The organism is Pseudomonas sp. NFIX28 (assembly GCF_900107395.1).
Lineage (GTDB): Bacteria > Pseudomonadota > Gammaproteobacteria > Pseudomonadales > Pseudomonadaceae > Aquipseudomonas.
Genome location: NZ_FNPW01000007.1, coordinates 1 through 14,581 on the forward strand (window position 1 = coordinate 1; position 14,581 = coordinate 14,581).

Annotated in this window: 20 protein-coding genes and 1 pseudogene; 11 read left to right on the forward strand and 10 right to left on the reverse strand. The window is 56.5% G+C overall.

Annotated features, from left to right (window positions below; translation table 11 throughout):
• The 4 genes and pseudogenes from BLV20_RS31735 to BLV20_RS14855 all read right to left on the reverse strand — a co-directional run.
• Positions 1-131 (reverse strand): annotated as a pseudogene (locus tag BLV20_RS31735) (structural protein); the annotation flags it as partial.
• Between the two features lie 56 nt (positions 132-187).
• Positions 188-1,549 (reverse strand): GDSL-type esterase/lipase family protein, encoded by a 1,362-nt coding sequence (locus tag BLV20_RS14845; RefSeq protein WP_092302669.1) that lies wholly within the window; start codon positions 1,547-1,549, stop codon positions 188-190.
• 49 nt (positions 1,550-1,598) lie between these two features.
• Positions 1,599-3,737, reverse strand: a complete 2,139-nt coding sequence (locus tag BLV20_RS14850; RefSeq protein ID WP_175540204.1) for a GDSL-type esterase/lipase family protein — start codon at positions 3,735-3,737, stop codon at positions 1,599-1,601.
• Between the two features lie 56 nt (positions 3,738-3,793).
• Positions 3,794-4,153 carry a hypothetical protein gene (locus BLV20_RS14855; protein ID WP_092302673.1) on the reverse strand — a complete coding sequence of 120 codons (360 nt, stop codon included), beginning with the start codon at positions 4,151-4,153 and terminating at the stop codon, positions 3,794-3,796.
• Between the two features lie 39 nt (positions 4,154-4,192).
• Here BLV20_RS14855 and BLV20_RS14860 point away from each other — a divergent pair, with 39 nt between their 5' ends.
• Complete coding sequence (locus BLV20_RS14860; protein ID WP_139192707.1) at positions 4,193-4,720, forward strand: hypothetical protein; 528 nt, start codon at positions 4,193-4,195, stop codon at positions 4,718-4,720.
• Positions 4,721-4,789: 69 nt separating this feature from the next.
• The gene (locus tag BLV20_RS14865) at positions 4,790-5,104 is read left to right on the forward strand and encodes a hypothetical protein (RefSeq protein ID WP_092302677.1); all 315 of its coding nucleotides are present in this window, start codon (positions 4,790-4,792) and stop codon (positions 5,102-5,104) included.
• A 147-nt stretch (positions 5,105-5,251) separates the two neighbouring features.
• Here the strand turns inward: BLV20_RS14865 and BLV20_RS14870 are convergent, their stop codons facing one another.
• Positions 5,252-5,692, reverse strand: a complete 441-nt coding sequence (locus BLV20_RS14870) for a hypothetical protein (protein WP_092302679.1) — start codon at positions 5,690-5,692, stop codon at positions 5,252-5,254.
• Positions 5,693-5,800: 108 nt separating this feature from the next.
• Here BLV20_RS14870 and yejK point away from each other — a divergent pair, with 108 nt between their 5' ends.
• A complete protein-coding gene (gene yejK / locus BLV20_RS14875) occupies positions 5,801-6,808 on the forward strand; it encodes a nucleoid-associated protein YejK (protein ID WP_092302681.1) in 1,008 nt (335 codons plus the stop codon).
• 12 nt (positions 6,809-6,820) lie between these two features.
• Here the strand turns inward: yejK and BLV20_RS14880 are convergent, their stop codons facing one another.
• On the reverse strand, positions 6,821-7,189 hold the full coding sequence (locus BLV20_RS14880) for a hypothetical protein (protein ID WP_092302683.1): 369 nt from the start codon (positions 7,187-7,189) through the stop codon (positions 6,821-6,823).
• 105 nt (positions 7,190-7,294) lie between these two features.
• Here BLV20_RS14880 and BLV20_RS14885 point away from each other — a divergent pair, with 105 nt between their 5' ends.
• Positions 7,295-8,095 (forward strand): GIY-YIG nuclease family protein, encoded by an 801-nt coding sequence (locus BLV20_RS14885; RefSeq protein ID WP_092302685.1) that lies wholly within the window; start codon positions 7,295-7,297, stop codon positions 8,093-8,095.
• A 33-nt stretch (positions 8,096-8,128) separates the two neighbouring features.
• Here the strand turns inward: BLV20_RS14885 and BLV20_RS14890 are convergent, their stop codons facing one another.
• Both BLV20_RS14890 and BLV20_RS14895 read right to left on the reverse strand, forming a co-directional pair.
• Positions 8,129-8,509: a hypothetical protein gene (locus tag BLV20_RS14890; protein ID WP_092302687.1), complete on the reverse strand. Its 381-nt coding sequence runs from the start codon at positions 8,507-8,509 to the stop codon at positions 8,129-8,131.
• Positions 8,506-8,889: a hypothetical protein gene (locus BLV20_RS14895; protein WP_092302689.1), complete on the reverse strand. Its 384-nt coding sequence runs from the start codon at positions 8,887-8,889 to the stop codon at positions 8,506-8,508. Before BLV20_RS14895 ends, BLV20_RS14890 begins: the two co-directional genes overlap by 4 nt.
• A gap of 54 nt (positions 8,890-8,943) precedes the next feature.
• Here BLV20_RS14895 and BLV20_RS14900 point away from each other — a divergent pair, with 54 nt between their 5' ends.
• Complete coding sequence (locus BLV20_RS14900; protein WP_092302691.1) at positions 8,944-9,867, forward strand: DNA cytosine methyltransferase; 924 nt, start codon at positions 8,944-8,946, stop codon at positions 9,865-9,867.
• A 16-nt stretch (positions 9,868-9,883) separates the two neighbouring features.
• Here the strand turns inward: BLV20_RS14900 and BLV20_RS14905 are convergent, their stop codons facing one another.
• Complete coding sequence (locus BLV20_RS14905) at positions 9,884-10,171, reverse strand: hypothetical protein (protein WP_092302692.1); 288 nt, start codon at positions 10,169-10,171, stop codon at positions 9,884-9,886.
• A gap of 54 nt (positions 10,172-10,225) precedes the next feature.
• Between BLV20_RS14905 and BLV20_RS14910 the strand changes: the two genes are divergently transcribed.
• Entirely contained in the window at positions 10,226-10,732 is a 507-nt protein-coding gene (locus BLV20_RS14910; protein WP_092302694.1) for a hypothetical protein, read from the forward strand.
• A gap of 154 nt (positions 10,733-10,886) precedes the next feature.
• Here BLV20_RS14910 and BLV20_RS31005 read toward each other — a convergent pair whose 3' ends face one another.
• Positions 10,887-11,540, reverse strand: coding sequence for a hypothetical protein (locus tag BLV20_RS31005; protein WP_139192708.1), 654 nt, complete (start codon positions 11,538-11,540; stop codon positions 10,887-10,889).
• A gap of 458 nt (positions 11,541-11,998) precedes the next feature.
• Here BLV20_RS31005 and BLV20_RS32055 point away from each other — a divergent pair, with 458 nt between their 5' ends.
• From BLV20_RS32055 to BLV20_RS14935, 5 genes are all read left to right on the forward strand, one after another.
• Positions 11,999-12,418, forward strand: a complete 420-nt coding sequence (locus tag BLV20_RS32055) for an endonuclease VII domain-containing protein (RefSeq protein WP_218190302.1) — start codon at positions 11,999-12,001, stop codon at positions 12,416-12,418.
• Entirely contained in the window at positions 12,366-12,743 is a 378-nt protein-coding gene (locus BLV20_RS14920) for an ASCH domain-containing protein (RefSeq protein ID WP_092302698.1), read from the forward strand. The genes BLV20_RS32055 and BLV20_RS14920 overlap by 53 nt, the downstream gene beginning before the upstream one ends.
• Before the next feature lie 279 nt (positions 12,744-13,022).
• Positions 13,023-13,226, forward strand: a complete 204-nt coding sequence (locus BLV20_RS14925; RefSeq protein ID WP_092302700.1) for a hypothetical protein — start codon at positions 13,023-13,025, stop codon at positions 13,224-13,226.
• Between the two features lie 21 nt (positions 13,227-13,247).
• Positions 13,248-13,460: a hypothetical protein gene (locus BLV20_RS14930; RefSeq protein ID WP_087088479.1), complete on the forward strand. Its 213-nt coding sequence runs from the start codon at positions 13,248-13,250 to the stop codon at positions 13,458-13,460.
• The gene (locus BLV20_RS14935; protein ID WP_092302702.1) at positions 13,460-14,572 is read left to right on the forward strand and encodes a phage integrase Arm DNA-binding domain-containing protein; all 1,113 of its coding nucleotides are present in this window, start codon (positions 13,460-13,462) and stop codon (positions 14,570-14,572) included. Before BLV20_RS14930 ends, BLV20_RS14935 begins: the two co-directional genes overlap by 1 nt.
• Positions 14,573-14,581 lie beyond the last annotated feature (9 nt).

Sequence of the window (14,581 nt, forward strand, 5' to 3'; positions counted from 1 at the left end):
GTATCGAAACAGGCGAACCGCTTCTCAAGCGCTGGGTTTGGTGGGAGCTGGCCCTGCCACTTGTTGGCCGGGTTGTAGTCGATGTTCCCGGGGTTTCGATTGCGCACCCCGCGGGTTTCGGTGGTCGGCATACTTTTCTCCAGGCAATAAAAAACCCGCCTAAGCGGGTTCATTTGAAATGATGTCTCTACTGCTGCTTGACTTGCAGAAGCGGGCTTCGCAGGAAGCTTACCGCTGGAACATAGAGCGTGTTCAGCGCAAAGCTTCGGGAATTAAACAGTTGGTTGCCGCCGGTAAGCGGGGCAATTGCTCCAACCGTTGGGTTGAAGATGATTGGCTTGGCACCTATGGAGCGGATGTAGTCAAGCAGATATGTGATCTGGAACTGGAACACCTGGTTGGACGTACCTTGGTAATAGTCGTTTGTCGAGCCGATGATCCACACATAGTCTGGCTTCTCATTGGCAACATCCTTGAAGAATCGGGCAACCATCTGGTCGGTGCGATTTCCGGGGATGCCTTTGCTGATGACCACTGCTTTATCAAGGCGCTCTTTCAGCCGCTTGTGGATGCCGGCGCCAGGAGTCGACCAGCTATCTCCGAGAATCACATGCTTCCCGCGGTTGATGTCTTCGACTGGCGACAGCGCGTGGTAGTGAGTGATCGACCCAGGATAGAAGACGGCGCCTCCGGACGTCGGGACCGTAACCTTAACTCGGATTTTGCTGCCGGCAACAATGGTGTACGGGATATCCACCGATGCGATGGTGTCGTCGCGGGTGACCTGGGTTCTGGCCGCTTCGATGGTCTCGCCGGTCGGGCGAATCTCGGTGACGACGATGTCAAGGATTGCCGCCTGTTTGCCGGCCTGCTTGCCCGGGTTGATCACCACGTTCGTGACCATGTTCTCGTAGAGCGAAACGACCGGCTTGGATGCAACCCCAGCACCGGCATTTCCGGCGTGTACCGCGATCCCTACTCCATCCTCTGAATGGCCGCCAACATCCCCGTATCCGGCCGTTGGGGCCGGAACAGACCGTGCGCCGTTGATCACTTCCCAGCCCGACGCTGATTTGTACTGTGCTGCGCGGCGAAGCATTGGGCGCTCGGCCAACTGACGCAGTGCGTCGTCAACAACGCATGCAAAACCAAACTGGTTACCGTGAGCGTCGTCACGGTAGAAGTTGTAGAGCTTCGCCCCTGCCGGCATTGCCCGCGGCAACGGCCGGTCGACGACGACCTGGTCTGCCTTCACGTCCTTGATGACCACCGGGTAGAGCGTATCATCGTCGCCCTGGTAGCAAGCCAGCTGGCCGCGGCTGAAACCACTGGTAGAAGTGAGGTTGATGGCGAAGTCGCCGACCTTCCCTTCGGCCTTGGCCGCGGCTTCCACGACGCCGCCCGGCTCATTGGTGTACCAACCTACCCCGGCCAGCGTCCCGAAGTGCAGATCAATAAATGCAGGGTTCAGGTCGGTGTGCTTGATCGGCTCAGCAACTGCAGCGGTAGACAGGGAAAGAGCAGTGAAGAAAGAAAGCAGAAATCGCATGCGGGACTATCCGTCCATGAATGTGCCCGCATTATTACATAGAGGTCGATCAGACCAACGATTGTTGCCAGCAGATATCGGCAAGGATGGTTGCGGTGATAGATGAGCCTGTGGCATTCGAAACTTTCACCACAACAAAGCGCAAGGAGGTGTCTGTCCGAGGGGCCAGAAAATCTTTTGTGATGCCGACTCCTGTGAAGGTGCTGGGGTCGATAGTCCCGGCTCCGTCTGCCGTCGATGCGTATGACACGCTGATGGTCATGCCGGTAATTGACTGCGTGAGGAACCGAATCAATGCAGGTAGGCGAGTTTGTCCGGGGGTCACCACAATTGTCGCCGAGCCAGCTGCCGGAACAATGACTTCACGGGACATTGCAATGTTGCGCATGACTGCCCCAGCGCCGTTGGACGCCTGCTCCTGGCCTACGTATCGAACGTTGAGCGCATAGCTGCGCGACTTGGTCAGTTGCTCAGGAACGTAGCTGATCGCGCCCACCGTTGCATTAAAGAAGATCGGCTGCGCACCAATCCCCTGAATCATGTTGCGCAGCTGGTGAATCTGCTGCTCGAAGTCGGAATTGCTCACGCTTGCGTAGTAGTCATTGGTCCCAACCATCACCCACACGAAGTCGGGGTTCTGCGGCGTCACGTCGGTCGAGAACCTGGCGATGAGCTGTGATGCCCGGTTTCCTGGTACGCCGGCGCTAACAACAGTCGCTTTCGGCAGGCGCGCAATGAGCCGGTTGTGGAAGTCGCCACCGCTTGTGAACCAGCTATCCCCCAGCAAGACATGCTTGCCGCGGTTCAAGTTGTTGAGGTAGCCACCGACACGGTTGTGGACCATTGGGCCGACGTAGAAACGCCAAGGCCCGGAGTTCGGCGACGTAACCCGTACTCGGATCATGCTGCCTGGTCGGACGGAATACTTGAGCTTCTGGACGCCGACCGCGCCCCAGCTTAGCGTCAATGGGATATATGCAATGGTCTGTGTGACCCCATCAGCAGTCACCTCTTCAACTGAAATATCAATTGCTCCAGTGAACCCGCCATCACGGCTCCCTGGGTTGAGTGCAATCACTGTCTCGTAATCACCGCCGATGAGTGCAACAAGCGACGAAAGTACCCCGGCATTGATTGTTGAGCTCTGCACAAGCAGGCCGCGCTCACCAATTGCGCTTGCCCCTGGGTTGTCATATGCAGTGACGGTTTGGGTTGTCAGGGTCGCACCGAGCAGCGGCGACCAAATCGCAGTATCCTTGGCCTGGTACTCAGTGCGAAACAAGCGACCAGCAGCCAGTTGGCGCAGCGCGTCATCGGCAACGGCATTAAAGCCGTAGGTGTTGCCGTGCGCATCATCGCGGTAGAAGTTGTAAAGCTGGGCGCCATTGGCGATGGGTTGTGGCAGCGGTATCGCCATAGTAAGCGTCAGCGTGCCGATCAGCTTGATGACCGACGCATAGTACTCGCCGTTTGTGCCTTGGTAGCTGATTAATTGGCCAGGATACAAACCGGTCACGTTGTTTAAGGTAATGGTATTGGCTGTGGAGCCAGTGACGGTATGAGCCACGATGTTTCCTGGCTCAGATGCGGTCCAGCCAACCCCCTTAAGAGTGCCAAAGTGCAAGTCGATTACCGCAGGCTCTATCGTATTGCTGAAAATGCGATTTACATTCCCCGCAGCAGCAATCGAATCAGTGTTTGCTTGAATCTTAATGTCCTGATCGGCATCGGCAGACTCAAGCGCAGCAAGGTCGGCGTCAACTGTACTACTACCTCGATGCACATAGGTTGCACCTGTCGAAGAGGCGAGGGCCTGGCGCAGTGCGGCATCACCGACCGCCTGAAGCTTAGGTGCATCAGTTGCCCATGTTCCAGTCAGCGTGAGAGGGATATCAGCTGCATCCATTACGCGATACAGCTCACCATCGCGCTGAACGAGCTGAGTTTGGCGCTCAACGACAACGCCTGACCCATAGATCAGAAATACCGACTCATAGCCTTGGTCGATGAGGTAATCGGTCACCTGCTGCATGATACCGACCCAGGATTTAAGCGGCGCACCGAGGCGGTTCAGGCACTCACCCAGAGGCCCGGTCAACAGTAAATCGATGATGGCAGCGTTGTCGTACAGGTCGCGAGGATCGCTCGAGCCATCGGTTCCAACCGGGTTGCCAGTGTTGTAGCGCATATTTTCTCCGGGCATGAAAAAGCCCGCGCAGGGCGGGCATGCTCGTTAGGATCCGGTCAGGCCGGCGGGAAGTTGTCGTCGTCCAGATAGACGCGTTCGTCGTAATTCACAGCGGTGACGTTGCAGCTGACGGTGCCGCTCGGGTTGACCTCCTTTATCAACGCCGGGTAGCAGAACTTGGCCCTGGGTCCGAACTGGAGCACTGGCGCGTCCATCGCGCTGCCCAGTACCGGGATGAAGTCCAGGCTCGGGATGGTCAGGCGGCAGTCGTCGATTCGGGTGGCCACGTAGGGCCCGGATGCGCTGCCGTCACGCCGTCGCAGGGCAATCCAATGCTCGCCGCCGGCTGACCAATTGAATGGCTCGGTGGAAACCAGCATGTGCAGGTCGCCCAGCTTGGCGTAGCCCTTAAGCATCGCGCTCTGTCCGTAGCCCGGTGTGAACTAGCCGCCCAGGTGGAACAGTACCTGGCGGCCGGCGGAAAGATCGAGGAGGCCGAACCTATCGGCTACAAGCCCAAGCCGATCACCTACCGCAACCAAATGCCGCCAGCGCCGAAGCCGTTCGTGCGGAGACGGGTTGAGCCTGAGCAAAAGCCGCTCACCCCGGCGGACATTCGCCACCAGAAGCGAATGGCCCTGGTCGAAAAGATCAAAGGCATGGCGCCCACGCACACCCAGTCTGAGATTGTAGAAACTCTGGGGATCGGCCGTCGGCAGCTCTACAGCATCGCTCAGGATTACGGCCTGACGTTCAAGCGCCCAGTTCACGGCGGCGCGAACGACGCCCATCGAACTGAGCAAATGAAGGCCAGGGACGCGAAGCTCGCCGAGCGTATCAAGGAGTTCAAGGAGCTGGGCATCACTCGGCGCCAGGTGTGCGGGAAGCTTGGTATCGCAAACAAGACCCTCGAGCGAATCCTGACCGAACACGGGATCGACTATCCAAAAGCACAGCGCGGCTGCACTTCATGCGCCGCATAGCTCGCACCCAACAACGCAAACGACAAACCTGGCTGGCACTGCCGGCCAGTGGAATAACGGAGAACTGCTATGGCGAAGACCGGGCAAGAACGATCGGCCAAAGCTGCGCTGAAGCGGATCGAGTACGACGAGAAGGAACTGCGGCACAGACTGCGGCTAGGCGCCCGACAGAAGCTTGAAGAGCTGATGGCCTGGAATGATATTGAGGAGATCAGTGAGGCGATCCAGAACCTGATCCTAAATGCTCACGCCCTGGGCCCATCCCTCTCCTATCAAGCAATCGAATGTCCGCGCCACAAAATAACAGTTAGTGAAAATGTGGCGCTGATGATTCAGGCTGCAGGCCAGCGCAAAGCGTCTCAGCTCGACGTCGAGGAAACATAACCAACTAGGCCGCGCCCTTCCCCTCTTAACTCCGCCGCGCCACAAATACGATACCTCGCAATCTGTGGAGCTGGAGTTCAACCGCAAGAGCATGCTGATGATTCTGCAGGATCCGGGTGATAACTCTTCACCCCTGCGTCTTGAGAATCACGACGAGACGTTGAGTACACGCCTGATAATTGTGGCGAAGGTTACATAGCTACAGTTGGGGTGATCTTGACTCACAAGCTCCTCACCGACTGCAGAGAAAATCCCGCCGTTCTGACTCACCAGAAATCGGGCAACTTCAATGGGCTCAAAAGAAATCATAGAATTCGTGCAGACAGCAGCTTCTACCATGCCGTTCCCGGTTCGCCAATCCGCTTGGTAGTGGACTGAAAACTTCTTGCCCATCACCTCACCATCTAGCCGACTTTCTCCCGAGTCCGGCGAAATCAGTACTGCACCGTCTAGGTAAAGCTGCCCCAGCTCCCGCCAATGGTTAAACATTGTGAGTAGCTTTGCCCTTGCAAGCTTAACGGCAAAATCAGCGGATGCCAGCTCCCCACGGAAGAGATCGGCATTGTACTCAAAATCGTTCTTTTCCATCTTCACAATTCCCTGTTCCGGCCCCATGCCGGTCACCCGTAATACCCCAACCCAAACCAAATTGCCACCACCGGTCACGGAGGGCGGCGCCTACCCGAGGTAATTGCAATGCCTGTACTCCACAGCGTGATCCACAAGATCGACAAAAAGCCTGACGGCACCCCAGCCGCTCTGTTCCTCGGCGGTGCCGAGCAGGTCGAGAGTCAGGCCCGGGACGACCTGATGTGCCAGTTCAATGAAAGCTACAACGCCACCTCCGGTAAGGGCTGGGGCTTCTTCCACGCCGAATCGGGCGCATACCCGCTGAGTGGATGGCTCGACAAGTACCTAGCCGGCGGTAGCGACTTTCTGGACTTCAGCACTACCGCCGTCGAGCACCTGACAAAGCTGATGGAAGAGTCGAACCTGACAACCGGCGGGCACGCGCTCTTCTGCCACTACCAGCAAGGTATGACCGAATACTTGGTCATTGCCCTGGTGCAGGAGACGGATGCGGTGACCATGACCGAAGAGCTAAGCCTGATGACGGTCAAGCGCCTGGATCTGGATCACATCCGCCTGGCGGCGCGCATCAATCTCAGTGAGTGGAAGAACAATCCCAAGTCGCGCCAGTACATCTCGTACATCAAGGGCAAGAACGGTCGGAAGGCCAACGACTATTTCCGCGACTTCATTGGCTGCCAGGAAGGCATCGACGGCCCAGGTGAAACCCGCACCCTGCTCAAGGCGTTCAGCGACTTCGTCGAAGGCGAGGATCTGCCGGAAGAGTCGGCCCGGGAGAAGACCCTGGCCCTGGTCAGCTACTCCACTGCGCAGACCAAGCTGGGAGAGCCGGTGAATCTCGAGGAGCTGTCTGAACTGATAGACGAGGAGCGCCCCAAGGCATTCTACGATCACATCCGCAACAAGGACTACGGGCTGTCGCCAGCGATCCCAATTGATAATCGAACGATCAACCAATACCGCCGCTTCACCGGGCGCGCCGAAGGCATGTCCATCAGCTTCGAAGCGCACCTCCTCGGCGAGCGCGTCGAGTTCGACCAGATAAGCGCCAGCTTGACCATCAAGAATCTGCCGACGCAGCTGGTCGACCAGTTGAAGCGCGTTGCGACTTAAGAACGGCGAAGGCTAGTCATCGTGCTCTTGCCCAGGCAAGGGCAAACCGCTCGCAGCGGACATCAATCGGTTGAGAGAACGGATAGATCCAGATAAGGCTTCGGCGAGCGAAGGACCATATTGATCAATCCCTTCCTCGGCCAACATATTGAGCATGGAGGCAATCTCATGGAAGTCGAGTTCAACTTTGTAGTCGCGCTCACCGTTCTCCGAGATCTTGCAGCGTTTGTGCACAAGGGCCACACAAGGGCCGTTGTAAGGAACACCCAGATGGCTGGCCCCCATTGAGAGTCGCCACGGCTCAGCTTTCTTCGACTTGCGTTTTGCGATGTGAACCCAGCCCCCCGAGCTCTCCGATCCCTTGCGATAAATCTCCACCATTGCTCCTCGGTGCAGTAGCTAAGCCAGCCCTGCATTACATCATCAATTCTACGATATCACCATGCCGCATCCGGCTACGGAGGGCGGCGCATGCTTGGAGAATCCATGACCAAGTTCTACTACCAGATCAAAGGCCGCCAGCCAGCCGGCCCCAACCGCGAAGCAGAATGGGCTTGGCCGCCGGTGTTCAGTGGCATGGTCGAAGCAGAAAACCGAAAAGCTGCGAAGGCTCAGGTCGAAGAATTGTATGAGCGGCAGTTTCCATCACGTGTGCTGCGTTCGGACGTGAGTGATCACGCGTATCTCCTGCACATCCAGGAGCTGCGCGAACACGACGCCTATCTGCTGCGCCGCTTCGAAGAAACTGCCTGCAAGGAGTGTGGCGCGGTGTTCAAGCTGATCGACAAGTACAACGACCCAAACACGGAAACGACCAGCCACGACTACTGCACCGAGGCGTGCAAGCAGGCCGCGCGATTCCGCGATGTGCAGGAGTTCCGTCTGCTGAACGAAGGCCGGTCACCCGCCGTAATCTACCAGGTTCGCCAGAAGTCCACCGGACGGGTCTACGTTGGCCAGACCACCCAACCGTTCACGCTGCGCTGGTGGCAGCACCTGAGCAACCCAACGAACTGCAAGTTCCACTCAGCGCTGGGCAGCAGCAACATTACCGACTGGGAATTCTCCGTGATCGAGGTGATCGCCTATCCAGAGGGTTGCACCAATCGAGCGGCCTACATCACTCAGCGCGAAAGCCACTGGATCGAGGTTCTATCGGCGGTAGACACAGGGTTCAACACCGTCCGCCCCGCCGGTATCGCCGACCAAGCCCAGGTGCCTCTGCTGCTCGCAGATCTGGCCTGCCCCTCCGGCGCTGGCGGGCAGAGCCCCCCTATTCAACGATAACGCCCACCAACAGGATTGGGCGTCTAAGGCAGCCTATTTCTTGAAGTCTTTGATAGTAGTTAGAGCTTCGGAAGGCGTCATCACCCCAGCAGCTACAAGAATGATCACAACGCCACCAACCAGGCAGATCAGCGTTCCTGTTGCGCTCTCAAATCGAACCTGGGTGGCTATCGCAAGCCAGACGACAGCTATAAGAGCAGCTACCACCACACCCGCCAAGCATTTTGTAGCGAACTTCTCGTAAAAAACCGGGCCAAAGACCATCACGAGAAGAACCAAAACCAGAACAACTGCCGGGACAATTACCCATCGGGCTGCCAATGGCGCAGAAATATATTTGTTTATATCAAGCCCATTGTTTTTAAAAAGGTCGTGTATTTCCTGTGGGGTTCCCTCAATCCCTTTGACCTTCATTTCTTTGAGCTCCGCGACGAACCAACAATCTTCGCCACGTCGGCCTTAGCAGATGAGTCCCCCCAAAGCTTAGGATCGCCACCTTTGATTAAGTACATGCTGTCTTTTTCCATGACAACATTAGTTCCAGAAAAACTTATACCTCTCGGGTCGCCAAATGTTTTCAACCCTAACTCAAGAATGGCGTCACCGATTGAATCAACCCCTCGCTTTATTTCGTCCGAATTTTGCCCGTTAACTTCAAAGGCAAACTTTACAACTCCCCCATCATCTTTCGCCAATATCGCCGTTGCCTTCAAAGAAACATTTGGCAGCAAATACCGCGCCATATGACGACGAAAGTTATTTATATATGACCTAACCAAGTCCTTGTCTTTCATAAGTTCATTCCATCCCAAAATCTGGGAAGTCTACCAAGTAGGGCAGATAAAACAATGAGCACAGCAATTGACCTTTTCGCCGGCCTCGGCGGATGGAGCACCGGCGCACGCGCCGCAGGCGTCCAGGTTCTCTGGGCGGCAAACCACTGGCCGGCCGCCGTGGAATGGCACAGCGCAAACCACCCTGACACCCAGCACGTTTGCCAGGACTTGCATCAGGCCCGCTGGGATCAAGTACCAGCTCACGACCTGCTTCTAGCATCGCCATGCTGCCAGGGCCACAGCCCGGCACGCGGGAAGGCCAATGGAAACCCACAACATGACTCGTCAAGGTCTACAGCCTGGGCCGTTGTCTCTGCCCTGGAGTTTCACAGGTCGCAATTCGGCCTCGTTGAAAACGTGCCCGAGTTTACTAAATGGGCTCTGTATCCGGCCTGGGTGCAGGCAGTCCATGCCCTGGGCTATCAGGTCGCGCCGCATGTCGTTGATTGTGCTGATCTGAGTGTGCCGCAACACCGCGTCCGGCTGTTCCTGGTGCTGACGCGAAGCCAAGCGCCACTGATGCTCGAGTTGCATAAGCGACAGCATGTCCCTGCCGCCAACTTCCTCAACTTCGACACCGGGCGCTGGTCGTCGATCGAGAAGCCGGGACGGGCGCAAGCCACTCTGGAGCGGGTGCGCAATGGTCGAGCACGCTTCGGCGATCAGTTCATCATGCCCTATTACGGTAAAGGCTCCGGGCTGACTGGGCGTGACATCAATCGCCCGATCGGGACCATCACCACACTGGATCGATGGGCGCTGGTACGTGGCAACGAGATGCGAATGCTCAACGCCACCGAAGCCCTCGCCGCGATGTCGTTCCCGGCAGACACCTTGCGGCCAGACAACCACCGGTTGACGATGCACATGGCCGGCAACGCAGTGCCGCCGCTGGCTGGTCAGCGCGTCATCGAGGCGCTACTGAAGGCGGCATAGCTTGTGTTAGGAGGGTCTACTTAGAGGCTTTTGGTGGCTGCGCCAAGACAACTCGGACGCCGTTACCAACCAGTACAGATAGCGCCTTCCAGGCGATAGCCGACCCAAAAAATCCGAAACCGACGCCGGGCACAAAAGTGAATAGGTTCACCTTCGTATCGCCGCTTTGAATCTCAAGCGACATCGCCCCTGTCGTTCCATGCTCGATCAAAAGAAACCCCAAGAACAGGCTGAGAGCCGCAACAGTGAAGGCTCCCACTGTAACGAATAGGGTTATGTGCACCGTAGTTGGGCCGTCAGACATCCTTTCCTCTTTTTCTAAGCCATCAAACCGCCATGATAGCCGCGAGACATTCCCATGCCTATAGAAAACCAACCCAGCAACGCGCAGCGCCCAGGGCGCGAGTTCTGGGACAAACTGAACGCCCTACCGCGGTATGCCTTCTTCCTTTCCCGGTCGAGTACATCGGTCCAGAAGTTCGAGAACAAGGCCCTGGGCAACTGGATCGATGTGCACGAAGCGCAAAAGGTCGTCGACCAGGCCATGGATCGAATCGGCGAACTGCAAGCTGAGGTAGATGCCTTGCGGGAAGCGTTACTGATTTATTCGGGGCAGCATGAGCGAAGTCATCAAGTTGGCCACGTTGAAATGCTCGATATCGCGCAGGCAGCTTTGAACGGCTTCGTTCATAACCGTGAATCTTCCGCAAAGCCGGTAGTCGCTTGGGCGCTCACCATAAACGGCGAGCTCAATTCAAACTGGATCTCTGCGGGCCGTCAAAGTCATCGGCGGAAGGCATGCGTGATAGCTACATTTCCCGATGCCGGCCATGCAACTTACCGAAATTGGCATTGGTTCCGCTGACCGCCGCCATGGGCAATGAGGTGAAAGATGAGCAATAACGAAATGGTCAGCGTGCCGCAAGAACGGGTCGCAAACTAGGAGGACTTGTGACTGCTACATCGTCGCCCTTATCAGCGTCTTGCTGCCTGACTGTACTGAATCTTTTTTCAATCATTCAGCTCAAGAACGGATGCTTGGTCACATAATATTGATGTCTGTCATCATCTTGATAATGTGAAACCGTAAAAGACTGGGAATTAGATGTTCCACTTCTTGTTTTGTACGAGACAACTAATTTGCAATTTCCCCACTCATCTAGCCCCTCGACACGCACCCAACTGCTGCCGCCACTAATCAATGGATCCATATCGAGAGGATCTCTGTCCCCGTCACCTGCATCTACATGAACTTTTACCGACTCACAATAATCTCCGGTATTTTTAACATCTACATCAATGTAAAATTCGCCTTCACCCCAGGCAGCATCGCCAACTGACACGTGCAGCAAGGGCTCAAGCGACCTCTCATAGTTTTGCAAACTGGCTTTTTGAGCTGCAACCATTTCGCACTGCTGAACGACGGATCTACTCAGCTCTTCGGCCTGCAATCTAAGTGCATCTGTACCTTGTCGAAGCTCGATGCCTTGTTGAAAGAATCCCAAAACGAGCCAGAGAATAGCTAAAGGACCAAAAGCACCGGCAAGAAAATCGCCAACTTCATTCAGCTCCATACCTTGAAGTGTCTGAAGTCGATCACCAACTAACCACCAAACAAAAACAACGTAAAGGATAGTAAAAACTACCCCTATTAGTGCAAGCATCCTACCCATAAAAACTCCTTTTTTGATCTGCTTCCGATTCTACAGCGCAAAAGTATTGAAGTATCCTCATGCCCACAGAAAAGAAGATCAAGCCTCCCCGACCTCACCGGCGACCAGATCGATGTCAGCAATGACCATTCCCCCTGCTTTACATGGCCTGGCCGATCTACACGGGGCCGAAACGATGAAGGCCTTGAGCATTCGACAGCCCTGGGCCTGGCTGATCGTCCACGGCGGCGATCATGGGCGGTAGAACTATCGCAGGACATGAGCGAAAGGCGACCCCACTCAGCCCGGTTCCAGGCCCTCGCCAATCACCAAAAGATGGCTGGGCAATGAGCTGCACATGCGGGTGGGTAGCTCAACCATTTGCCAGGCGTTCGGATGCGGAAAAAGCCTATAGCGCCCATCTGCTGGGTGCCCTCCCAATATGCCAGGGGTGCAACACCAAGAAGCCGACGCGAGAAATGTCGAAGTCGGCACCGCACAAATGCAAGGCCTGCGCTCGTTCAGCAATCAAGGCCTGGGCCGAAGCAAACCCATCAGAGTGGGAGCGGAGCCGCTGGAAGTCCCACCTAAAGCGCCAGTACGGGATCACACCTGAGCGATACAACGAGATTCTGGCGACGCAGGGAGGGCTTTGTGCAATTTGCTTGAAGTATCCAGAGGATCCGCGAGGTTTTAGGCCGCATCTCGATCATGACCACGCTACAGGACAGGTCAGGGGCATCCTTTGTGGACCGTGCAACAAAGGGCTAGGAATGTTTGGTGACGACCTGGCAGTACTCCGCTCAGCACTGGCCTACCTGGAAAAACACAGCAAAGAGGTGGCAAATGAAAGCGCTATCGATCAGGCAGCCATGGGCGCATCTGATCACCCATCATAGGAAAAACATCGAGAACCGCAGCTGGCACACGAAGTTCCGCGGGCGGTTCCTGGTGCACGCCGCCAAGGGCATGACCAGCGCTGAGTTCACCCGGGCGCTGCTGTACTGCTACGACCGTGGCCTGCCAATGCCTGACCGTGCCGATATGCAGCGCGGCGGCATCATCGGCTCGGTTGAGCTGGTCGACAGCCTCGATACCAGCGACTCGCCTTGGTACATGGGGCAGAAGGGATTCATGTTGCGCGATCCGAAGCCGCTGCCGTTCACCCCGTTCAAGGGCCGGCTCGGCTTCTTCGAAGTTCCCGCGGAGCTGATCCAGCAATAGGAGTTCGCCACAGCCCGTATTGCAGTCGAAGGATAGCCAGGACAACGGACTGGGCGAACAACCCAACAGTAGCCGCGCGCAACGCCGGCGTCTGCAAGACCTTTCCGAAAACCCTGAATCAAGAATCTGAACTGGCGCCCGTCCCGGCCAGCACATTCGCCCCTTTACAAGTGCGCTGGGCCGGTCGAGCGGCGCAACTTTACAAACTGTCGCGACAACTGTCCCGCACACAATTCTGAATAAACCTGAAGGCCTGCCACGCGCGGGCGAGGATTCCCCATGTCTGCAAAAAAACTCTTCGAGATCCTGGTCGGCATGCTGGCCTACCTGCTGATCACCCTGCCCTGGTTTCTCTACGCCGTCCCCAGCATGTGGGAGAGCAGGACTGAAGCCGCCCTCATTGTCGGGGGCTTCGGCTCGATGCTGTGGATATGCGCCACCGCATGCATCGCTATCTACATCGTCCAGTGGGCCAGGCCCTGAGCCGCAAGGAGATCACCAATAATGAATCGAGAACTGATCAAGATCAGCGAGTTTCAGCGCCGACGCTGGGGGGTGAACGGAACGCCGCCCTGCCCCCAGGCGATCCGCAACTACATCCGCAATGGTCAGCTCCCAGGCGAGCAGATAGGCAAGCTCTGGTACGTTGACTGGACTGCATTCACCAAGTCAGCCGGCAACGACCTCGTCGCGATGGTATTGAAAGGAGCTGCATGATGGCACCAAGGCCGCGCAAAGCTGCGAACAAGAGCCTTCCGCAGAACCTGTACTTCGATGCGCGGCGCGGAACATATCGCTATCGGCGGCCAACCGATGGGAAATTCTTCCCATTCGGCGCTGACCGCCTGAAAGCCATTGACGCCGCGAAGCAGTTGAATCTGGAATTCATGCGAGGCGCTGACCTTGTTGGCTCCGTAATGGATACCCTATCCGATAGCTTCGAGGGGTTCCTCGACAAGTACGAGGCAGAGGTCCTGCCACCAAGGGAGCTTGCGAAAGGAACCCTCGGATTGTACGCAGTGCACTTCCGGCGGTTCCGAAAGTGGTTTGAAGGCAAAGCTGTAGACCAGATCACCATACGCATGGTCGCAGCCGAACTGGATAAATTGACCCCGTGGACAGCGAATCAATGCCGGGCATTGCTGATTGATATCTTCAATCATGCCGCCTCAAAGGGTCTTTGCCCGGACAATCCGGCCGCTAACACGATCAACAGAATCGAGAAGAAACAACGAAAACGTCACACTGTGGAGGGCTTGAAAGCCATTCGCGATAAGGCGCCCAACTGGCTGAAGAACGCAATCGACTTAGCCCTGATCACCGCACAAAGGCGGACTGACATCCTGGACATGCGGTTCGATGGGGCTCGTGATGGATACCTGTACCTGGTGCAGAAGAAGACGGCCAAGGCCACTGATGCTGCCTGGATACGCTTTCTAATCACTGAGGAGCTGCAGGCCGTTATCACTCGATGCCGGGACAACATCGCCTCCCCCTATCTGGTGCATCGCAAGCCTGATCGCCTGAAGCAGAAGCAGGCGCAGACCAAGGATCACTGGACCAAGGTTGAGGAACGGTATTTGACGCGCGCATTCAAGGAAGCCCGAGAGGCCGCCGGCTGCTACGCAGGGTGGAAGGAAGAAGAGATGCCGGGCTTTCACGAAGTCAGGGCGCTGTCGCTGCACCTGTACCAGAAGGCCGGTAAAGATGGGCAGAAGATCGCGGGTCACGCGAGTGAGGTAATGACAAAAAACTACCAGCGCGACCACGCCGAGATCATCTGGTCAGAGGCGATTCCCGACCTGAATATCAGCGAAATCACTGGCTAGTTTTGCGCG